Source organism: Urinicoccus massiliensis (genome assembly GCF_900120405.1).
GTDB lineage: Bacteria > Bacillota > Clostridia > Tissierellales > Peptoniphilaceae > Urinicoccus > Urinicoccus massiliensis.
The window spans coordinates 171,126-190,505 of sequence record NZ_LT635492.1 but is presented as its reverse complement, the minus strand read 5'-3'; the positions used below and the strand labels follow the sequence as shown (position 1 = coordinate 190,505).

Annotated in this window: 20 protein-coding genes; 3 read left to right on the top strand and 17 right to left on the bottom strand. The window is 40.4% G+C overall.

Annotated features, from left to right (window positions below):
* Positions 1 to 9: 9 nt before the first annotated feature.
* Both BQ7400_RS01230 and BQ7400_RS01225 read right to left on the bottom strand, forming a co-directional pair.
* Positions 10 to 525, bottom strand: coding sequence for a YceD family protein (locus BQ7400_RS01230; RefSeq protein ID WP_072469179.1), 516 nt, complete (start codon positions 523 to 525; stop codon positions 10 to 12).
* 71 nt (positions 526 to 596) lie between these two features.
* Positions 597 to 1,787 (bottom strand): acetate/propionate family kinase, encoded by a 1,191-nt coding sequence (locus BQ7400_RS01225; protein ID WP_034440051.1) that lies wholly within the window; start codon positions 1,785 to 1,787, stop codon positions 597 to 599.
* Positions 1,788 to 1,928: 141 nt separating this feature from the next.
* On the opposite strand from BQ7400_RS01225, the gene BQ7400_RS01220 reads away from it, so the two are divergent.
* A complete protein-coding gene (locus tag BQ7400_RS01220) occupies positions 1,929 to 3,053 on the top strand; it encodes a nucleotidyltransferase family protein (protein ID WP_072469178.1) in 1,125 nt (374 codons plus the stop codon).
* A 42-nt stretch (positions 3,054 to 3,095) separates the two neighbouring features.
* On the opposite strand, the gene BQ7400_RS01215 is transcribed toward BQ7400_RS01220, so the two are convergent.
* From BQ7400_RS01215 to BQ7400_RS01180, 8 genes are all read right to left on the bottom strand, one after another.
* A complete protein-coding gene (locus BQ7400_RS01215) occupies positions 3,096 to 3,533 on the bottom strand; it encodes an ATP synthase subunit B family protein (RefSeq protein ID WP_034440055.1) in 438 nt (145 codons plus the stop codon).
* Between the two features lies 1 nt (position 3,534).
* Positions 3,535 to 4,017 (bottom strand): pantetheine-phosphate adenylyltransferase, encoded by a 483-nt coding sequence (coaD, locus tag BQ7400_RS01210; protein WP_034440057.1) that lies wholly within the window; start codon positions 4,015 to 4,017, stop codon positions 3,535 to 3,537.
* Positions 4,014 to 4,550, bottom strand: a complete 537-nt coding sequence (rsmD, locus tag BQ7400_RS01205; RefSeq protein ID WP_072469177.1) for a 16S rRNA (guanine(966)-N(2))-methyltransferase RsmD — start codon at positions 4,548 to 4,550, stop codon at positions 4,014 to 4,016. The genes coaD and rsmD overlap by 4 nt, the downstream gene beginning before the upstream one ends.
* A 16-nt stretch (positions 4,551 to 4,566) precedes the next feature.
* On the bottom strand, positions 4,567 to 6,585 hold the full coding sequence (gene recG, locus BQ7400_RS01200; protein WP_072469176.1) for an ATP-dependent DNA helicase RecG: 2,019 nt from the start codon (positions 6,583 to 6,585) through the stop codon (positions 4,567 to 4,569).
* 51 nt (positions 6,586 to 6,636) lie between these two features.
* Positions 6,637 to 8,283 (bottom strand): DAK2 domain-containing protein, encoded by a 1,647-nt coding sequence (locus tag BQ7400_RS01195; protein WP_072469175.1) that lies wholly within the window; start codon positions 8,281 to 8,283, stop codon positions 6,637 to 6,639.
* A 15-nt stretch (positions 8,284 to 8,298) separates the two neighbouring features.
* Positions 8,299 to 8,652 carry an Asp23/Gls24 family envelope stress response protein gene (locus BQ7400_RS01190; protein ID WP_034440062.1) on the bottom strand — a complete coding sequence of 118 codons (354 nt, stop codon included), beginning with the start codon at positions 8,650 to 8,652 and terminating at the stop codon, positions 8,299 to 8,301.
* Positions 8,653 to 8,749: 97 nt separating this feature from the next.
* Positions 8,750 to 9,562 carry an ABC transporter permease subunit gene (locus BQ7400_RS01185; protein WP_034440064.1) on the bottom strand — a complete coding sequence of 271 codons (813 nt, stop codon included), beginning with the start codon at positions 9,560 to 9,562 and terminating at the stop codon, positions 8,750 to 8,752.
* A complete protein-coding gene (locus tag BQ7400_RS01180; protein ID WP_144019913.1) occupies positions 9,559 to 10,716 on the bottom strand; it encodes a P-loop NTPase family protein in 1,158 nt (385 codons plus the stop codon). The genes BQ7400_RS01185 and BQ7400_RS01180 overlap by 4 nt, the downstream gene beginning before the upstream one ends.
* A gap of 160 nt (positions 10,717 to 10,876) precedes the next feature.
* Between BQ7400_RS01180 and ychF the strand changes: the two genes are divergently transcribed.
* Positions 10,877 to 11,965 carry a redox-regulated ATPase YchF gene (ychF, locus tag BQ7400_RS01175; protein WP_072469173.1) on the top strand — a complete coding sequence of 363 codons (1,089 nt, stop codon included), beginning with the start codon at positions 10,877 to 10,879 and terminating at the stop codon, positions 11,963 to 11,965.
* A 67-nt stretch (positions 11,966 to 12,032) separates the two neighbouring features.
* Here ychF and asnA read toward each other — a convergent pair whose 3' ends face one another.
* From asnA to BQ7400_RS01150, 5 genes are all read right to left on the bottom strand, one after another.
* Entirely contained in the window at positions 12,033 to 13,031 is a 999-nt protein-coding gene (asnA, locus tag BQ7400_RS01170; RefSeq protein WP_034440068.1) for an aspartate--ammonia ligase, read from the bottom strand.
* Positions 13,032 to 13,065: 34 nt separating this feature from the next.
* Complete coding sequence (locus tag BQ7400_RS01165; protein ID WP_281245069.1) at positions 13,066 to 13,686, bottom strand: zinc dependent phospholipase C family protein; 621 nt, start codon at positions 13,684 to 13,686, stop codon at positions 13,066 to 13,068.
* A gap of 116 nt (positions 13,687 to 13,802) precedes the next feature.
* Positions 13,803 to 15,449, bottom strand: coding sequence for a glycosyl hydrolase family 18 protein (locus BQ7400_RS01160; RefSeq protein WP_072469171.1), 1,647 nt, complete (start codon positions 15,447 to 15,449; stop codon positions 13,803 to 13,805).
* Positions 15,450 to 15,590: 141 nt separating this feature from the next.
* Positions 15,591 to 17,498, bottom strand: coding sequence for a heavy metal translocating P-type ATPase (locus BQ7400_RS01155; protein ID WP_072469170.1), 1,908 nt, complete (start codon positions 17,496 to 17,498; stop codon positions 15,591 to 15,593).
* Positions 17,499 to 17,542: 44 nt separating this feature from the next.
* The gene (locus BQ7400_RS01150; RefSeq protein WP_034440076.1) at positions 17,543 to 17,761 is read right to left on the bottom strand and encodes a cation transporter; all 219 of its coding nucleotides are present in this window, start codon (positions 17,759 to 17,761) and stop codon (positions 17,543 to 17,545) included.
* A gap of 174 nt (positions 17,762 to 17,935) precedes the next feature.
* On the opposite strand from BQ7400_RS01150, the gene BQ7400_RS01145 reads away from it, so the two are divergent.
* Positions 17,936 to 18,274, top strand: a complete 339-nt coding sequence (locus BQ7400_RS01145; protein ID WP_072469169.1) for an ArsR/SmtB family transcription factor — start codon at positions 17,936 to 17,938, stop codon at positions 18,272 to 18,274.
* A 105-nt stretch (positions 18,275 to 18,379) separates the two neighbouring features.
* Here the strand turns inward: BQ7400_RS01145 and BQ7400_RS01140 are convergent, their stop codons facing one another.
* Together BQ7400_RS01140 and efp are read right to left on the bottom strand one after the other, a co-directional pair.
* The gene (locus tag BQ7400_RS01140) at positions 18,380 to 18,751 is read right to left on the bottom strand and encodes a CD1247 N-terminal domain-containing protein (protein ID WP_034440080.1); all 372 of its coding nucleotides are present in this window, start codon (positions 18,749 to 18,751) and stop codon (positions 18,380 to 18,382) included.
* An 11-nt stretch (positions 18,752 to 18,762) separates the two neighbouring features.
* On the bottom strand, positions 18,763 to 19,320 hold the full coding sequence (efp, locus tag BQ7400_RS01135) for an elongation factor P (protein ID WP_034440082.1): 558 nt from the start codon (positions 19,318 to 19,320) through the stop codon (positions 18,763 to 18,765).
* Positions 19,321 to 19,380: the final 60 nt, after the last annotated feature.

Here is a 19,380-nt window from a genome sequence, read left to right as displayed (position 1 = left end):
TACACCTCCTTATTCTTCGTCAAATAGACCTTGCAATGCTGCGAAACGAGAATCGATGGACTGATCGCTGCAATGGCAATCTCCTTTGTTTAAGTCGTTTCCACATATTGGACATAAACCCTTACAATCCTCCGAACAAAGCGGCTGAATCGGAAGTGATGTAATCACAATACTCATGGCTAATTCGTCGAGATAGGAATCCCTCTTTTGCCAGATAATGACTTCATCTTCAGTTTGTCCACTATAAAGTTTAGCATCTTCTTCAGTTTCAGTAACAAGAAACTCCGATGTTACAAAAACCTTATCCACCATTTCCTTTAAGCAGCGACTGCAATTTGTTTGAACCGCATAATTTACAGTTACAATGAGAGTCCACACGTCATGTGTTGCATACACACTGACCTCATAATGAATCGGAAAAATTATCGATAAATCATCGGTATCAATGGAGTCGATACCCTTTAAAATCTCTGCCTTATAAGGTCGCCCTTCTAATGTTAGATCTTTTAATTTAGATAAATCCATGATTCACCCCTCAAATATACATACACTTTATTATATGGTGGATATGCCTGGATGTCAATAGTAAATTGGCTTTACTTGGTTAATTCCAAAGTTTCCTTGGCAATCATTAATTCTTCATTGGTAGGAATTACAAAGATTGGGCAAGAGGAATCGTCAGTACTAATCAATTGAGCTTTGCCTCGAACATTATTTCTTTCAGAATCAATCTTTAAGCCAAGATTTTTTAAGCCTGCAATAATGGATTCCCGCATGGAAATGGAGTTTTCTCCAACACCAGCTGTAAAGATAATCCCATCTACATGGTCCATTGTTCCATAGTAAGCCCCGATATATTTACGAACCTTTGCTTCAAAGATATCCAGAGCCAATTGAGCCCTATGTTCTGAGCTTGCAGCATCTTCCAAGTCTCTAAAGTCACTGCTAACTCCACTAATGCCTAGGACACCAGATTTTTTGTTTAGTAAGGTGTTCATGTCATTTGGATTCATGTTTTCCTTGTCCATGATAAATGGAATGATTGCCGGGTCTAAGTCCCCAGTACGAGTTCCCATAACTAGACCTTCCAAGGGAGTGAATCCCATGGTTGTATCGTAGCTTTTTCCATTTACAACAGAAGTAATACTTGATCCGTTACCTAAGTGACAAGTAATTAAATTCACTTGGTCTACAGGCTTGTTTAATAACTTTGCAGCTTCTTCTGTGATGAATTTATGGCTGGTTCCGTGGAAGCCATAGCGACGAATCTTATATTTTTGATAGTATTCATAGGGAAGTGCATAGATGTAGTTCTTTTCAGGCATGGTTTGATGAAAAGCTGTATCGAAAACAGCTACTTGAGGAACTCCCTTCATAAGTTCGCTACAAGCTTCAATTCCCATGATGTTTGGTGGGTTATGAAGTGGAGCTACTTCCACATTGTCGTTAATGGCCTTCATAACTTGGTCGTCAATAACAACTGAATCTGCAAAAGATTCTCCACCATGAACAACCCGGTGCCCTACCGCTTGAATTTCATCTAAGGATGCAATTGCTCCGTAGTTTTTATCTGTTAAAGAATTTAAAACTAATTCAAGAGCACGTTTGTGGTCCTTCATGGCTTCTTGAATTTTAACTTCTTCCTTACCAATGGTTTCGTGTTTGATTTGAGAACCTTCAATGCCAATCCGTTCTACTAAACCCTTGGCCAATACATTTTCATTCTTCATATCAATTAATTGATATTTTAAAGATGAACTTCCACAGTTAATTACTAAAATATTCATTCAATTCCTCCTAAATAAAGCTCATTACACTCGTACCATTATACCATTAACCCCTAGTTTTTATCAAGCAAAAAGAAGAATCTCCGTTGCAATTCCAAGAATCATTGGATAAAATAGAGACAAATAAAAAAGGAGTTTCCCATGATTATAGGTGTTATTGCAGAATACAATCCCTTTCACAACGGTCATTACTACCATCTTCAAAAACTAAAAAAAACCTATCCTGAGTCTAAAATTCTAGTCTGCATGGTAGGCCACTTTAGCCAAAGAGGCGAGCCCACTATCTTGGACAAGTGGACCCGGGCTGCTTGTGCTGTTCAAGCAGGAGCCGATATGGTCTTTGAATTACCCTTTGCCCTGGCCACATCCAAGGCTGAAAGCTATGCTCAAGCCGGAATCCTTCTTTTGAAAAGTCTGGGAGCCCAATATCTCTCTTTTGGTAGTGAATTTCCTGATCCTAAAAGCTATTTAAATCTGGCTAAAAAAATTATAAAGGCCAAAGAAGACCCCGACTTCCAAGACCTTCTCAAGCAAGCTTCTTTGCCAAGAGCCCTCCAGGCTTGGATAGACCTATCTAAAGAAGAAAGTGCCATCCTCCAAAGTCCCAACGACATTTTGGCCCTGGAATATTGTCAGGCCATTAGCAACTTTAATCTGGGTCTAAAACTAATCCCAATTTCCCGCCTCCACCAAGATAACCCCTACAAGGTCTCAGTCCATTCAGCAAGTCAACTCCGAAGATGGGCCCAAGACCAGAACCACGAAAAAGGCCTCCGGTCCATGCCTCCCTTTTCCTACCTTCCCTACAAGGAGGCCAATTTTTCCTATGAGACTAAATTGAAAGAACTCTTTATCTACGACCACCACTTTCATCAAGGCCAGGACCAAATCCTTCAAGACCCCGGCATCCACCGCTATCTCTATAAAAATTGGGTGGTAGAAAATCGTCCCTTAAAAGAACTTTCAACAAAAAAATACACCCAGGCCCGCCTGCAAAGAGACTTGATCCATTTAGTTTTTGGCCTTAGTTTAAAAGACCAAAAAGACCTTTTGGACCTGGTCCAAGACTACCACAGACTCCTAGCCGCCAGAAGAGATTCTTTGACCTATTTACGCCCCTACAAGCTTCAAACCAAGTTTGTCAAGGGCTTGGATTCCCCAGTAGCAAAGATTTATCGGATGTCTCTACAAGAAACCATCCTAAGGAACCTCTTATTAGGAACCCAGACTCCTTCAGATTATACAAAAAGCCCCTTAATCCTATAAGAAAACCTCTTTATCCGAAGATAAAGAGGTTTTTAAATGCTTTTATTTTAATTCTTGACGATTTTCATTAAGTAGTTTAATTACATCAGACAATTGTACTTGGGTTTGTTCCAATAATTTATCGGCGTAATCCCTAGCTCCTATTCTGATTTGGTTGGATTCGTTGTTGGCAGTATCCATCAATTCTTGTGCCCGAGCATTGGCTTTACGAACCAATTCATCTTCAGCAACTAATTGGTCTGCTTGAGCCCTAGCTCCTTGGATAATTTTTTCTGCTTCCTTATGGGCATCTTTAATGATTAAATCCTTATCCTTGCGAATTTGAGTTGCCTCTGTTAATTCCAAGGGTAGGTCCCTACGTAAATTTTCCAGTAGGTCTAGGATCTCCTCTTTTTCCACCATAATTTTTCCTGTTAGGGGAATTGTGCTTGACGTTTCGACGATGTCCTCTAAGTCATCTACATATTTTAATACATCCATGTTAGTGCTCCTTTCTCATTTTATTTATTAGCGCCTCTTGGACGATAGGTGGTACATAATCCGATACATCTCCTCCAAATGCTGCAATTTCTTTGGCTAATGAGGAGCTGACATAGACTAAATGATGGGATGAAGGAATAAATAAAGTTTCCACGTAATTTTCTGCACTACGGTTGGCCATGGCTAAAACCCATTCAGCTTCGTAGTCCGTTGCACTTCTTAATCCCCGGACAATGACCTTGCTTCCCTTGGACTTGGCATAGTCAATTAAAAGTCCCTGAAAACTGTCAATTTCGATATTTTTATCATTTTCAAAGGTTTTTTCCAGGAGCTGCATCCGTTCTTCTAGGCTAAACAAACTTTTCTTACTCTTGTTTTCTAAAACTGCAACCACCACTTCACCAAAGATATCTCTACTCCGGTAAATAATATCCATATGTCCATAGGTAACTGGATCAAAACTGCCTGCATATATTACTTTCATCTTTTACTCCATTTTACGATATCAACCCATTTAGAACCATACTTGCGAGATTTCAAACAATCAAAGCCCTGGGGTAAGTTAATTTCATGGTTTCTTTCACAGACAATTCTTGCTCCAGGATTGAGAAGGTCTAGGTCTACTAAGTGATTTAAAACTTTTCCATATGCTTCTAAATCTTGATAGGGTGGATCTAAAAAGACTAAATCGAATTTTTCTTTGGTCTTGTTTAGAGCAGTATAGACATCACCACTATACATAGTATAGCTCTTTAAATTAACTTTTTCAATATTATCCTTTAAAGTAGTCAAAGTTTTGTGATTATTTTCGCAAAACAAGACGAAACTGGCGCCTCGACTTAAGGCTTCTAGACCCAAAGCCCCTGTCCCGGCAAAGGCATCTAGGACTTTTAGGTCCCGAAGGTTTCCCAAGAGGTTAAACATATTTTCTTTAACCCGGTCTTCAGTGGGGCGGGTGTCTAATGACTTGGGTGGATTTAATTTTAATCCTCGCTTAATTCCAGAAATAATTCGCATGTATCCTCCCTCCTGGCTAGGTCCTAGAAATTAAGGATTCTTTTCTTTGAATCTCTCTTGCCAAGGCAGTTTCTTTTACTTGGTCCCACTTGTAGCGGTGGAAAAACCTTCGTGCCTCTAGCTGGGCTTCCTTAAAGATGGGGTAGTCTCTCAAGACGTCTCCGATAAAAAAGCTAGAAGCCCCACTTTGCCTTGTGCCAAAGAAATCTCCAGCCCCTCGTAAACTCAGGTCTTTTTCAGCAATCAACAAACCGTTGGTGGTTTCTTGCATGATCCCCATCCGCTCCCAGGATTTTTCACTGTCGCTGGAATTGTAGAGGATGCAGTAGGACTGGTAATCTCCCCGGCCTACCCGTCCCCTTAGCTGGTGGAGCTGGGCCAAACCAAATTGTTGGGCATCATAAACTAGCATAAGGTTGGCATTGGGCACATTGACTCCTACCTCAATGACTGTGGTAGTCACCAAAAGATCAATTTTATGTTGGTAAAAATCCTCCATAATGCTTTCTTTTTCACTGGAAGAAAGCTGCCCATGCATAAGGGCTACCTTAAAGGGCTTAAATTCTTCTTTCAATTCATGGTAGGTCTTAATGGCTGACTCCAAGTCCAGCTGGTAATTTTCTTCAATTAAAGGCGTCACCACATAGGCTTGTCTGCCCTCCATCAATTGAGCCCTTGTAAAGTCCAGGGCCTTTTTTAAGTCACTCCTGGACACAGCTGTTGTTTGAACAGGCTTTCTTCCCGGGGGCATGGTGTCAATAAAAGAAACATCTAAGTCTCCATAGCTGGCCATGGCATAGGTCCTAGGTATGGGTGTGGCTGTCATAACTAGGGAATGAACGGCCTTGGCTTTTTCTAAAAGTTTTTCTCTTTGGCTGACTCCAAAGCGGTGTTGCTCATCGGTAATTACCAGGCCCAACTTTTTAAATGCCACGTCATCTTGGATTAAGGCATGGGTCCCCAATAGGATGTCAATCTTTCCTGCCTTCAGATCCTCCAATATTTCCTTCCGGTCCTTGGCCTTGGTCTTTCCCGTTAATAGGGCTACCCGGTAAGAAAAGGGCTTAAAAAAATCCAGGGCTGATTGGTAGTGCTGGCTGGCTAAAATTTCTGTTGGCGCCATCATAGCACATTGGTAGCCATTTTCGATACAAAAAGCCATGGCTACCATGGCCACCATGGTCTTCCCACTTCCTACATCGCCTTGAAGGAGCCGTCGCATGGCTCGGCCTCCAGTAAGGCTTCCTATAATTTCATCTAAGCTTCTAGCCTGGCCTGGGGTCAAGGGGAAGGGAATTTCTTTTAAAATTTTCCCCATATTAATTTTTTTCATGGGCAGGCCCTCTTGGGAGGTGTCGTATCCCTGCCGATAAAAAACTGAAAGTTGCAAGATAAAAAATTCTTCAAAGACCATCCTCTTCTTGGCCTCTAAAAGTCTTTCATAGCTTGTGGGCTGGTGGATTTCTTTTAGGCTGGCAGCCCTGGATAAAAGAGTGTATTTAAGCCGCACTGGCTTTGGGATCACTTCCTCTAGGCCATGAAGTTCAGGTAAGACCCTTTGAATCAATTGATCGAATTCAAATTGCTTGAGACCTTTTTGCTGGGGATAGATGGGGCGGATTCCCTGGACCTTTTTAAATTCCCAGAGACTGTAGACTCTGGGATTGGCCATTTGGTAGCGCCCTCGAAAGGCCTTTAGGTCTCCATATAAATAGTAGTTAGAGCCCTCTTTAATTTTTCCCCTTAAATAGTCTTGGGAAAAAAAGGCTATTTCCGCCTGGGTCTGTTCTTGGTCCACTACCGTTAATTTCCACATCTGCCGATTCACAGAATACTTGGTCCGGGCCTCTACTCTGACCAGGATTTTCTCTCCCAATTGACCATCTTGAAAAAGTTGGGACCTGGATAGGTCTTCGTAGTCTCTCGGAAAATAGTATAAGAGGTCAAGAATCGACTCAATACGCAATTTTTTAAATTTTTCTTTTCGCTTATCTCCAACGCCCTTAATTTGCGAAATGGGTCCCTCTAGGTTCATTTTTCCTCCATAATAACAAACCTAGGACACAAGATCCTAGGTTTCATTTCTTTATTCGATGGATATCAAATAGTAGTACAGGGGTTGTCCTCCAGGAATAATATCTACATCCAAATCTTCAAACTCTTCTTCAAGCTTGACTTTTAAGTCTTCTGCAGCCTGGGCATCTACGTCTTGTCCATAATAGATGGTCACCATGTAGGCATCGTCAAAGGTCATATCCCGAATCAATTGGATGGTTGTTTCTTCTAGGTCATCTCCAAAACTTGTAATTTCTTTTTCATGCAGGCCGATAAAGTTACCTTTTTTGATTTCTTGGTTTTTTATAGTGGTATCTCGAACCGCATAGGTTACAGATCCAGACCGGATTTCTTGGATGGCCTGGGTCATTGCTTCTTCCACTTCATGGGGGTCGGATTCTTCATTAAAGGCCAACATGGCGGCAATTCCTTGAGGTACAGTCTTGCTGGGAATGACACGAACATCTTTTTCGCTAATTTCAGCAGCTTGTTGGGCAGCCATGATGATATTTGAATTGTTGGGTAAAAGATAGATAGTCCTTGCCGGTATGGCTTGAATTGCCTTGACAAAATCTTGGGTACTGGGGTTCATGGTTTGGCCGCCAAAGATAACTTGGTCTACTTGGATTTCCTTAAATATTTCAGATAATCCCTCTCCCATGGACACGGCTACAAAACCATAGTCCTTATCCTCTTGGGGACTTTCTGCTTCCTGGCGCCGCATTTCCTCCAACTCATCTTTTAAGAGAACTTCTTCATGTTGGAAGCGCATATTGTCTATTTTGATATCTTTTAATTGACCCAACTCTACAGCATATTCCAAGGCCTTGCCGGGATGGTTGGTGTGGATGTGGGTCTTAATTAATCCTTCTCCACCCACTACCAATAGGCAGTCTCCTAGGGGTTTAAGCTTATTGCGAAAACCGTCGATATCATTGGAATCTGTTTGGATCATAAATTCTGTACAATAGCCAAATTGGATGTCATCTGTAGAAATTTTTTCCCGACTGGCTGCCTTTTGACTTGGAAGGTCCTTGGTTTCTTCTCCAGTCAAGGATTGAACACCTTGACCCTTTAAGGCCAAATAGGCTCCTTCTAAAATATGAATCAGTCCTTGGCCCCCAGCATCTACAACCTTGGCCTCTTTTAAAACTGGAAGAAGGTTTGGCGTATTTGCCAAGGATTTTTTACCCGCTTCTAAAACTTCAGCTAAAAAAAGCAAGATATCTACGGGTTCTTTTTTGCTAAACCGATTTGCAAATTCAGCTGTTTCTCTTCCTACAGTTAGGATGGTTCCTTCTGTTGGTTTCATTACTGCGTTATAGGTGGTTTTGGATGCCTGGGTCAAGACATGGGCAACTTCTGCCGGTGTAAAGTCTTTAAGGTTGGCTAAGCCCTCTGCCAGTCCCCTAAAATATTGGGACAGGATAACGCCGGAATTCCCCCGGGCTCCCATTAAAGATCCCCTGGCAGCTGCTTTTGCAAGTTTACCTAGGTCGGTTTCTTCTGATCGCTTGACCTCTTCTAAGGCACTTTTAATGGTCAAGGACATGTTGGTCCCTGTGTCTCCGTCTGGTACAGGAAAAACATTCAGGGCATTTACTTCTTCTTTATGGTTTAGAAGGTTATTTACACTGGACTGTAAAACTTCTATAAATTTATTTTTCTCAATCCTCATTCTTTGTGCTACCCCCTAGTCCATCCGAATTCCTTCGACAAGAATCTCTACATTATCTACGCTAAGACCCGTCATTTGTTCTACATTAAAACGTACCCGATCAATAATATTTTCACCTACAGTTGAAATTCGGACACCATATTCTAAGATAACATGTAATTTTATATTAATTGACGTTTCATCTACATCAACTTCAATTCCCTTAGAGAGGTTTTCAAAACGAAGCAGTTGGAAGATTCCATCTGCGGCATTTTTGGAAGCCATTCCTACAATACCATAACTTTCCATGGCTGAAACTCCAGCAATTTGTGCCAATACGGCAGGTTCTATTTGTATGGTACCCAGGTTTGTATTTATGGTTGTTGGCATATCGATCCTCCTTGATTTAATACCTCTATTTTACATGAGCTTGAGGTTTTTGACAAGTTTTCCATAAAAAAAGGGGTTGGACTCCCAACCCTCTTTTTTAGTATTTCAATTCCTTTGCATTATAAATCAGATAGCCAAAAATCAGGCAAAAGATAAAAATCAGCCCCCCAACAAGTAGGGAAATCAGGTTGAAATTTCCTTGAACTAATGAAATTCCCTTAAAACCTTCTAGGATGAAGTAGGCGGCTGCTTCCAGACCAACAAACATCTTTAACAAGATAATAATCAGAGCTGATAAGAGAACCACTAAAACACAAGCCCCCTCATCTGCTTGTTGGCTATTAAAAATAGAGGAAAGCAGCATTCCCAGGCCTAGATAAACCAAACCAATGACAAAGACACTTAAGAAGGTCTTTAGGACGCCAAGCAAAAGGTCGGCCTTTCTAAGAGTGGTCGGTTGTAAAACAAGGCTTAGGCCAAAAGTAATGGCTGCAAAGCATAGGCAGAATAAGAAAAATAAGATAAAGTTTGCTAAAAACTTTTGCCAATAAATTTCATCGCGACTGACAGGATTTGCATAGATGTATTCAATATTACCTGTACTTTGTTCTTTGGCTAGGCTTCTGGCTCCCAGTTGCATAGCAAAAATAGCTACCAAACCTGCAATAAATTGGAAAATGAATCCAATGTATTGGGTTAAGTCTGTATAGTCAATTTCGGGATCTAAATTAAAGACACTTTGCATGCTGGGGCTCAAGCTTTCAATGAAACTGTCAAAAATCCCCTTGGTGCTTGAGTCTATCATAAATTGATAAAAGGCCATGCTCAATCCAGTTAAGATGGATAAGACAAGGAGCCAGGCAAAAAATTTACCGATATTTGATTTAAACTCCATTCCAAATATACTCATTGATTAAACCCTCCCTTATCATTTCCATTTTCCAGTTGATTTAACAGGTCATTTTTATCAATGACTTTAGTATCGTCCATTGGATTTTCTTCCCCATCTTGGTCTGGAAGCTTATTTTTTTCCACTTCTTTGTCTTTCGCAAAATCCCCATTATCTTCTTGGAAGAAAATTTCATCTGGGCTTTTTTCTTCTGGAAGGTCCGCTTTTGACTTCTCTTCTTTCGGAATTTCTTGGACTTGCTCAGTCGGGGCAGTTTCTTGCCTATAGTCTAGCTTATCTTGGGGACCATAATAGGCATCAATCTTGTCTTGTAAAAGAGCATCTTCCAGATTAAAGTCTTCAATGCCTTCTTGGTATAGAAGTTTTGTCAAATCTGGCAAATAGCCATCATAATAAAAAGTAGCCTCTGTGTAATTGCGGTCGACAGGTCTTGCCCCGATTCTGAAGAATTCTTCCTTCCTGAGTTTTGCGGAATAAACCTTAAGAAGCTTATCCTTACTTTGCTTATCCTTCAAGTACTCAATGTCTCGAATACGCCCTTCATGTAAGTAGGCAATCCGGTCACTATATCTTTGAGCAATCGATAGGTCGTCACTTAAGAATAAAATGGTTAAATTTTCTCGAACTTGCAAGTCTTTTAACCTACTTAAGAAATTTTCACAGTCTATGGGGTTCATCCCCCTGGTTGCATCTTGAACAATCAAAACTCTAGGATGGACAAGCAAGGCGTTGACAATTGATGTCATCCTTCTTTCTCTTTCATCCATATTGGCCACCTTTAAATTTTCTTGGCAGTCAAAAGAATCCATTAACTCATCATAGTCTTCCGGCAGTTCTAGGTCATGAAAGTTTAAGGTCTTTTTAAAAATCGCCTTTCTGCGTAAATTTTCCGGGAACAAGGCTTCTTTAGAGATAAAAGATGTGTAGGTTTTGACATCTTTACTTTGCTTGTTTACATCAAAATTATAGATTGATGCATGCCCACTGGATGGCTTTTTAAAGTTAAAAAGAATTTTAGCAAGAGCATCTTTTGCTTCTTCTTCCATGCTCAAGATAGAAAAAAATTCCCCTTCCAATACTTCTAAATTTACCTGGTCCAATATTCTCTTTCGCCCGCTTCGTTTCGTTATATCATTGATAACTATGGCGCCCATATTTTCACCTCATTTATTAATTTCTTCTTTAAGTTTATCATAAATATAAACCTTTGGATAGTAATAGCTAGTTATTATTATACCCCATTTCCACTTAATTTTTCATATTTTATTCTTTTGCCAATATATAGTATAATACATAGAGTTAGAGGAGGAGACTATGAAATTAGGAATTGTGGGTTTACCCAACGTAGGAAAATCAACATTATTTAATGCTATTACCAAGGCCGGAGCCGAGGCTGCCAACTATCCCTTTGCCACCATTGAACCCAATGTAGGTGTTGTCAATGTGCCAGACGAGCGGTTGAAAATTTTATCCCAAATCAGCCAGTCCGAAAGAGAAGTTCCTGTATCCATCAAGTTTTTTGATATTGCAGGCCTCGTTCGAGGGGCCAGTCATGGAGAAGGTCTTGGAAACCAATTTTTAAACCATATCCGAGAAGTCGAAGCCATCGTCCATGTAGTTCGTTGCTTTGATAATGATCAAATTATCCATGTGGATGGATCTATTGATCCCATTCGCGATATTGAAACCATTAACTTAGAATTGATGCTTTCAGACCTAGACCAATTAGAAAAAAGACAAGGCAAGCTGGTTAAACAAGTCAAGGGAGATAAAACCTTAAAGCCTGAACTGGACCTAGTTGAACGGCTTATTGCCGCCCTGGAAAAGTCAGAACCCTTGCGGACCATGGAATTGTCTGAAGAAGAAGAAAAAATGATTTCTTCTTTTAACCTGCTGACCTTTAAGCCCGTTATTTATGTGGCCAATGTTTCAGAAGATGAATTAAGCCAAGATAACCATCCCTATATTGACCAAGTTAAAAAATACGCTGAAAAATTAAATGACGAAGTGGTTCCCATTAGTGCTGAAATCGAAGCAGAAATTGCCACCCTAGATGACGATGAAAAACAACTCTTTTTGGAAGAATTAGGCATCGAGCAATCCGGCCTGGACCGTTTAATCAAGGCCTCTTATAAACTTTTAGGCCTCATTAGCTTTTTAACGACTGGCCCCATGGAATCCAGAGCCTGGACCATTACAAATGGAACTAAGGCCCCCCAAGCCGGAGGCAAAATCCACTCAGACATTGAGCGGGGATTCATCAAGGCTGATGTCATTTCTTTTGATGCCCTTGTTGAGGCAGGATCCATGGTCAAGGCCCGAGAAGAGGGCTTAATCCGCCAAGAAGGAAAAGACTATGTAATGGAAGATGGCGATGTCGTCCTGTTTAAGTTCAATGTGTGAAATTTGATGGACTTCGTTTATAAATACTTTTCCATGATATGAAAAAGACAGCTCTAAGAGCTGTCTTTTATAATACTTGTATTCCCCTCATCCTGGCTTCTTCTAAAAATTCATCTGTCCAGACAGAGGCTTGGACTTCAGCAATGTGTTTTCTTTCCAAGAAGAACATACAAAGTCTGGATTGGCCAATTCCTCCCCCTACGGTATAGGGTAGTTCATAGTTTAATAGGGCCTTATGGTAGGCTTGTTCTAAACGATCGCAGGTGTTTGAAAGTTCAGATTGAATTCTAAGTCGGTTTTCATCTACCCGGATTCCCATGGAGGAAAGCTCCAGGACATTTTGAGTTGTAGGATTCCAAACTAAAATATCTCCATTTAAGGTCCAGTCATCATAGTCAGGACTCCGAGAGTCGTGGGGCTGACCATTTTTTAAGTCTCCCCCAATTCCTTGGAGAAAAACGGCCCTTTTTTCTTTACAGATCGCATATTCTCTCTCTTTTGGGCTCTTGTCTGGATAGCGTTCCAAGAGGTCTTCTGCTGTAATAAAATAAATGTCTTTCGGCAATTTAGGGCTAAGGCAATAGGGGTAAATCGTATTGATAAAACTTTCTGTCCGTAAAAAAACGGAATAAATTTCTTTAACAATGTAGTGGAGGTAGGATTCCGTCCGATCTTCTTTTTTTATAATTTTTTCCCAATCCCATTGGTCCACATAGACAGAGTGAATTTCATCAAACTCTTCATCGGGCCGGATGGCATTCATATCGGTATAAATCCCTTCATAGTCTTTAAAGCCATATTTTTTCAAAGCATGCCTTTTCCACTTGGCCAAAGATTGGACAATTTCAACATTCATATCATATTTACGGATTTTAAAATCCACAGCCTTTTCCTTGCCAGACAGGTTGTCGTTTAATCCTGTTTCAGGTCGAACAAACAAGGGAGCGCTGACCCTGGTTAGGTTTAAGGTGTTGGCCAAGTCCCTTTGGAAAAAGTCTTTTAAGGACTTAATGGCAATTTGCGTTTCTCTGATGTCTAAAAATTTACAATCTGAATTATTTCTCATCTTTTCTCCTTATATAATTAGAAAAAAGCTCCCATCATAAGCTTATGATGGAGCTCTTTTTTTGTTGAAATATTGCTTCATAAACCGGATCCTCACAGGTTAATATTCCATCAAGGACTCTTTGGTTTAGGGCTAGGGCAAAATTTAAGTCGGTTGAATAATCCTCAGGCTGCCTTTCATAAACCCTTACCGCCTCCAAGATGTATTCTTGAACCTGTTGGACCATCCTGCTGTATCTTTTGGTTTCCAAGTCCATGGACTCCAAACGAACTTGTTTAAATTCATGGCTTTCCAGGTAACTATTTAGTTGCTTTTCATAGCTTAAATGGATTTGTCCATTTTTGCGGCTAGAGCAGCGGATTCGTTTGGCATGTGGATAGCAAGTATAGTCTGCTAAATAGTGGGATACAACACCCATTTTTTTGCTAAAGTACTTGTTTAAAAAATTATCTTGTGACGATAGGTTACTCTTTTGAGACAAAAAGATTAAATCGACAATTTCCTTAGCAATATAACGAATGGATTCTTCCTTGTAGTGAGGAATGAATTTATAAAACGGCATGATATCCGGTGCAATACTGTTCCACAAGAGTGTATCCTGGGATAATTCAACATCATAATGAGTCATAGTATGGTCATATAGTCGTTTTGCAATTGCCTTGTGGCAGTCAAAATAGATAAAATCATCCCCCTTGCTTTTTTAATACATTCTATTATACCACTTTTCCCCGCCAGGTCAATCATTCTTGGCCAGCAGGGATAGGGAACGCTTTATTTGCCTAGATGAATGGCTTGGTCTAACACCGGCCATACATCTGGAGTTTCCAAGCCCTTGCGCCAAGAGGCCAATCCTCTTAAGCCATACTTGGGTACTAAGCCAGCCTTATATTTTAGAGAATCACTATTTTCCAACCAGATTTTTTCTGTATCTGTGTCTAAAACATATTGCTTAATTCCATCATCCCACTTGGCCTTTTGCCCCTGACTTGCCAGGTAGTTTTCAGCTTGGCCCATGGTAATATTTTTACTGGTCCACTTCCCATTATTCCGAGTCCAGAGTCTGGTATAAAGGGGAACTCCCAGAATAATTTTTTCCTTGGGTACAGACCGAAAGAGGGTGTTTAGGTGAGATTCTACCCACTTGTATTCAGCCACACTTCCGGGCTTTTCACTGGTTGACCAGTATTGGTCATAGGCCATCAAGACAATATAGTCTGCCGCCTTGGCTAGCTTTTCTCGATTATAGACTTCTTTATTGGGATCTCTGGATAATTGGGGAGTGACATCCACACTGACCTTAATGTCTTCTTGGTAGCACAGGGCCTTAAGTTCTTGGACAAACTGGGTGATATAGGGCCCGTCTTCCAAGTTGACATGTTCAAAGTCTACATTAATCCCCTTCATATGGTAGATCCTAAGAAGGTTCATGACTTGGTTCAATACCTTATCTCTCTTGGCTGTGGAAGATAGGCTTGCATGGGTGATTTCCGGATTAAAGCTATTGTCAATATAGCCCCAGACGTCGATTCCCAGTCCCCGGTACTTGTTGACATAGGCAATATTTCCTCGGTCGTAAACTGTTCCCTCTTTATCCTGGATGGAAAACCAAGTTGGCACAATTATGTCCACTCCAGGAACCTTTTGAATAGCATTAATCCTTTCTTGGTTTTCTTTCCCATAAATATAGTCCCATGTTAAATGAAGAGGCTCTTGAACTTGAGCCTCTTCATTTTTTGCAAATGGTCCTTTAAATTTATTTTCTCTAAAATCAACCTTACAATTTGACTTTAAGAGGTAGCCCCCATAGCCATTTTCAAGGCGAACGCGGTAAAAGTCTCCTTCTTCCCCATAAAAGATGATTTTTTCATCTCCTTGGATCCTTGTAATATAGGGAGAGGAAGAATCTGCTTTTTCTCTTAATAGGGTTCCCTTAAGGGCTCTACCTACTGCATGGTCCACATTGGTAAAGTCTAGGTTTAACTTGTTGGATTCTTTGTGGTAACGAAACTCTACAGGATAGTCATGGATAAAGGCTTCTGTAGGGATTAAGATTGTATCCTCTTTTTGAATAACAGGATCTCTCAACTCCATCTTCTTCCCATTTAAAGTAAAGGTATCTTCATCCACCTTTAGGCGTTTTAAGCCCTGTTTATTTGTAAATGTAATCAGGCCTTCATTTTTATCATAGTAAACTGTTTCATCTAAATTCTTTTGAATATAGTCCAGACTCAGGTAGTATTGGCCGTCAATTAAGGCAAAGTCTTTACTGTCTTGACTTTCCCCATCACTGATAAATGCCAAACCCTTTGCTTGGCTGGACACTTCACCGGATCCACGATTCAACATCCGAAAGGCAACATAGCCTCCTGCCCCAAGCAATAAAACAAGTATTAATAATATGCTAAGTACTTTCTTCATAGGTATCCTTTCCTCATGCAGTAATGAATAGCACGAACAACCCTATTATAATATAGGAAGCGGGATTTTGTCCAGTTCCTTTAAAAATCCTGCCTCCTATCTTAAGACAAATGAAAAGAAGGAGCCTTTCGACTCCATCTTTTAAAGATATTTATTTGGATCTTCCGGACGTTCAAACATGCAGCGAATGGCATTTAAAACAGCTAAAACTGTAACTCCTACATCGGCAAAAATAGCTGCCCACATGGAAGCATAGCCCAAGGCTCCTAAAAGAAGAACAAAGATCTTTATCCCTATAGAAGCATAGGTGTTTTGCTTGACAATCCTCAAGCACTTTCTAGAAATTTTAATAGCCACGGCGATTTTAAAGGGGTCATCATCCATTAAAATCACATCTGCTGCCTCAATGGCTGCATCCGACCCCATGGCCCCCATGGCAATACCCACATCTGCCCTTGTGAGAACGGGAGCATCATTAATGCCATCTCCGACAAAGGCCAGGCGCTTCTTGGTTCCCTTTAAGGACTGTAATTCCTCTTCAAGTTTGCTTACCTTGTCTTGTGGCAATAGCTGACTATAGTAACCATCAACCGATAACTGGTCTGCCACATCCTTGGCCACTTCTTCATTGTCTCCTGTTAAGATCAGGGTCTTTTCAATCCCCTCTGCCTTTAAGGCCTTGATAGCTGCCTTGGCATTTTGCTTAATAATATCTGCAATGACAATATGGCCTTGGTAGCGACCATCTCTGGCAACATGAAGGGTGGTGCCTACGTGGTCACATGCCTTCCAAGGAATGGATAATTGGTCCATAAGCTTTGTATTTCCTACATAGGCTAGGTGGCCATTGACCTTGGCTGTAATGCCGTGACCTGCAATTTCATTAATGTCCTCTACCTGGCAATCGTCGTCTTCATTGGGATAGGCCTTTCTTAAGGAATCCGCAATGGGGTGAGTTGAATAGCGCTCTACATGAGCTGCCAGATGGAGGAGTTCTTGGGGACTCATCTCTTGGGGGTGGATAGCTGTAACAGTAAAGCTTCCCTTGGTCAGGGTTCCTGTCTTGTCAAAGACCACTTCAGAAACTTCAGATAGTGTCTCCAAATAATTGGACCCCTTGATTAAAATTCCCTTTTTACTGGCTCCGCCAATCCCCGCAAAAAAGGATAGGGGGATGGAAATAACCAAGGCACAGGGACAAGAAATAATTAAAAAAGTCAGAGACCGATAAATCCAGTCTTGCCAACTATAAGGGTGTCCGCCAGCCTTTAAAAGGAGGGGCGGAAGAACAGCTAAAATTAAAGCCGCTACAACTACCACCGGCGTATAAATTCGGGCAAACTTACTAATGAAGTTTTCTGACTTAGACTTGCGTGAGCTGGCATCTTCGATTAATTCCATAACCTTAGAGGCCGTAGACTCTCCAAATTCCTTGGTCGTCTCTACCCGCAAAAATCCATTTAAGTTAATGGCTCCGGAAAAGACCCGACTTCCCTCTCTAACATCCTGGGGTAAGGATTCTCCGGTTAGGGCTGCTGTGTCCATGGTTGACTCCCCTTCTATGACCCTGCCGTCAATGGGGACCTTTTCTCCCGGTTTAATATAAATCTCTGACCCCACAGGGACTTCTTCCGGATCTATTTGAACCAAGTCTCCTTGGTCATTCTTAACATTGGCATAGTCCGGAGCAATATCCATTAATTGACTAATGGACTTTCGACTCCTTCCCACAGCATAGGATTGGAAAAATTCTCCCAGCTGGTATAGGAGCATAACTGCAATAGCCTCTACATAATCTCCACTTTTAGAATAAATAGCCAAAGCGATAGCCCCCAGAGTAGCTATGGACATTAAGAGAGACTCATCAAAAGGTTGTTTGTTTTTAAGGCCATGAAAGGCCTTAATCAAAATATCATAGCCAACAATCAAATAGGGCACCAGGTAGAGTCCAAACCTTAACCAGCCTGTAACTGGTAAAAAGTGAAAAAAGACAATCAAAATAAAGGATAAGAAAATTCTGGTCAGGGTCTTTTTTTGCTTTTCATTCATTTCCTCTTCACTCCTAACGATAAAATTCTAAAGAAATTTAGAAACTAAAAGTAAATTTCACAGTCTCTTTCTACTTTTTTACAATTTTTTAAAACTTCGTCCATTACTTGAGCTGGATCTGCCCCATCTTCAAAGTCTACCTTTAATTTCAAGGCCATAAAGTTAATGGTTGCATCCTTAACTCCTTGGGTTTTTTTAGTTGCTTCTTCCATCTTATCTGCACAAGCAGCACAATCCACTTCGATTTTGTAGGTTTTTTTCATAACTGACTCCTTTTCAATAGATAATTTACAATTAAACATATGCTTAATTGTTCTTATATATAGAATATCCTAAAAGATCCCTTTCGTCAAGATGTTCTTCTACTTTTTTTACATATTTTTTCGTTTTCTGTTATACTTAAACTAGATTAAGTCAACGCTAGAAGGAGAAAAAAAATGAGTGTAAAAAAACCCCACCACCATCCCAATAGTCCCTGCCTTGAAAGCCTCCCCTTTGATGCTGAAGTCGCTGACCACTTGGCCGGCATTTTCAAGCAAGTTGGAGACCCCACTCGGCTAAAAATCTTTTGGCTCCTCTGCCAGCAAGAAGAATGTGTAACCAATATTGCCTACCTCCTGGATATGTCTTCCCCGGCCATTAGCCACCACCTGAAAAGTTTAAAGCTGGCTGACCTTGTTGAATCTGAGAGAAAGGGCAAGGAAATGTTTTATCGTCCAAAGTCCAACAAGCCCGCAAGGCTTTTAGAAAAAATATTATCTCAAACCTTTGAGTGATGATACTTTTCCCTTCTTTAATTCATCGTATAAAAATAGCCTTGAAAAGTAGGCATTAAGTCCTGCTTTTCAAGGCTATTTTCTTTATTCATTCATATTCCAGATTTATTCTTCATCCAAGTCTGAATCACAACAATCATCACAATTGCAGTCTTCATCACAAGCTTCGAATTCATCATAATCATCTAAATCGTCATAAAGATCCATGTCGTAATCATCCAGGTCGAAGTCTTCAAAATCTTCGAAATCATCGAAGTCACCATCGTCATCATAGACATATTCTTCTAATTCTGACAAGTCTTCTTCTAAGATGTCTACGTACTCTTCAAGGTCGTCAATTTGATTTTGTAAGTCTTCAACTACATCAGACATTAAATGAATCACTTCAATTAACAATTGTCCTTCTTTAGTTTCTCCAATTCCTTGGCCATCTGCTAAACCTTGTAAATAAGCAATTTTTTTTGTAATTGAATTCATTACAAACCTCCTTATACACGGGACATATACTCGCCATCACGAGTATCAATCCGGATAACATCTCCTATATTGACGAATAAAGGTACATTTAACTTGAAGCCAGTTTCTACTGTTGCTGGTTTGGTTCCTCCTGAAGAGGTATCCCCTTTGACTCCTGGTTCTGTAAATGTCACTTCTAACTCAACGAAATTTGCAGCTGATACATTAAAGGGTTTCCCTTGGTAGAAATTAATGGTTGCATTGTCGTTTTCACGAATAAAATTCATGGCTTCCTTAACAATGTCCCCTTCCAAAGGAATTTGTTCATAGGTTTCATTGTCCATAAAGTAATAAAGGGCTCCATCGTTATACAAGTATTGCATTTCTTTTGTTTGGATGGTTGCTTTTTCAAATTTTTCGGATGGATTAAAGGTGGTGTCCTTAATTCCTCCGGATAAAACAGACCGAATCTTTGCCCGAACAAAAGCTGCTCCTTTACCTGGTTTAACGTGTTGGAAGTCTATTACTTCATAAACATCTCCATCTTTTTCAAATGTTAAACCCTTTCGAAAATCACCTGCAGAAATCATTTGTCATCCTCCTCAATATATTCTTCCCTTATTATAACAGGTAGCTCCATAGGGTTTCAA

Coding starts and splice junctions, on each gene's coding strand:
- BQ7400_RS01155 (WP_072469170.1), bottom strand. CDS start 17,498: ATGAATGAAAAGCAAAAAAAGACCCTGACCAGAATTTTCTTATCCTTT.
- BQ7400_RS01150 (WP_034440076.1), bottom strand. CDS start 17,761: ATGAAAAAAACCTACAAAATCGAAGTGGATTGTGCTGCTTGTGCAGAT.
- asnA (WP_034440068.1), bottom strand. CDS start 13,031: ATGAGAAATAATTCAGATTGTAAATTTTTAGACATCAGAGAAACGCAA.
- BQ7400_RS01195 (WP_072469175.1), bottom strand. CDS start 8,283: ATGAGGATTGAGAAAAATAAATTTATAGAAGTTTTACAGTCCAGTGTA.
- rsmD (WP_072469177.1), bottom strand. CDS start 4,550: ATGCGAATTATTTCTGGAATTAAGCGAGGATTAAAATTAAATCCACCC.
- BQ7400_RS01180 (WP_144019913.1), bottom strand. CDS start 10,716: ATGGGCGCCATAGTTATCAATGATATAACGAAACGAAGCGGGCGAAAG.
- BQ7400_RS01140 (WP_034440080.1), bottom strand. CDS start 18,751: ATGAATTCAATTACAAAAAAAATTGCTTATTTACAAGGTTTAGCAGAT.
- BQ7400_RS01220 (WP_072469178.1), top strand. CDS start 1,929: ATGATTATAGGTGTTATTGCAGAATACAATCCCTTTCACAACGGTCAT.
- BQ7400_RS01230 (WP_072469179.1), bottom strand. CDS start 525: ATGGATTTATCTAAATTAAAAGATCTAACATTAGAAGGGCGACCTTAT.
- efp (WP_034440082.1), bottom strand. CDS start 19,320: ATGATTTCTGCAGGTGATTTTCGAAAGGGTTTAACATTTGAAAAAGAT.
- recG (WP_072469176.1), bottom strand. CDS start 6,585: ATGAACCTAGAGGGACCCATTTCGCAAATTAAGGGCGTTGGAGATAAG.
- BQ7400_RS01145 (WP_072469169.1), top strand. CDS start 17,936: ATGAGTGTAAAAAAACCCCACCACCATCCCAATAGTCCCTGCCTTGAA.
- ychF (WP_072469173.1), top strand. CDS start 10,877: ATGAAATTAGGAATTGTGGGTTTACCCAACGTAGGAAAATCAACATTA.
- BQ7400_RS01160 (WP_072469171.1), bottom strand. CDS start 15,449: ATGAAGAAAGTACTTAGCATATTATTAATACTTGTTTTATTGCTTGGG.
- BQ7400_RS01190 (WP_034440062.1), bottom strand. CDS start 8,652: ATGCCAACAACCATAAATACAAACCTGGGTACCATACAAATAGAACCT.
- BQ7400_RS01225 (WP_034440051.1), bottom strand. CDS start 1,787: ATGAATATTTTAGTAATTAACTGTGGAAGTTCATCTTTAAAATATCAA.
- coaD (WP_034440057.1), bottom strand. CDS start 4,017: ATGAAAGTAATATATGCAGGCAGTTTTGATCCAGTTACCTATGGACAT.
- BQ7400_RS01215 (WP_034440055.1), bottom strand. CDS start 3,533: ATGGATGTATTAAAATATGTAGATGACTTAGAGGACATCGTCGAAACG.
- BQ7400_RS01185 (WP_034440064.1), bottom strand. CDS start 9,562: ATGAGTATATTTGGAATGGAGTTTAAATCAAATATCGGTAAATTTTTT.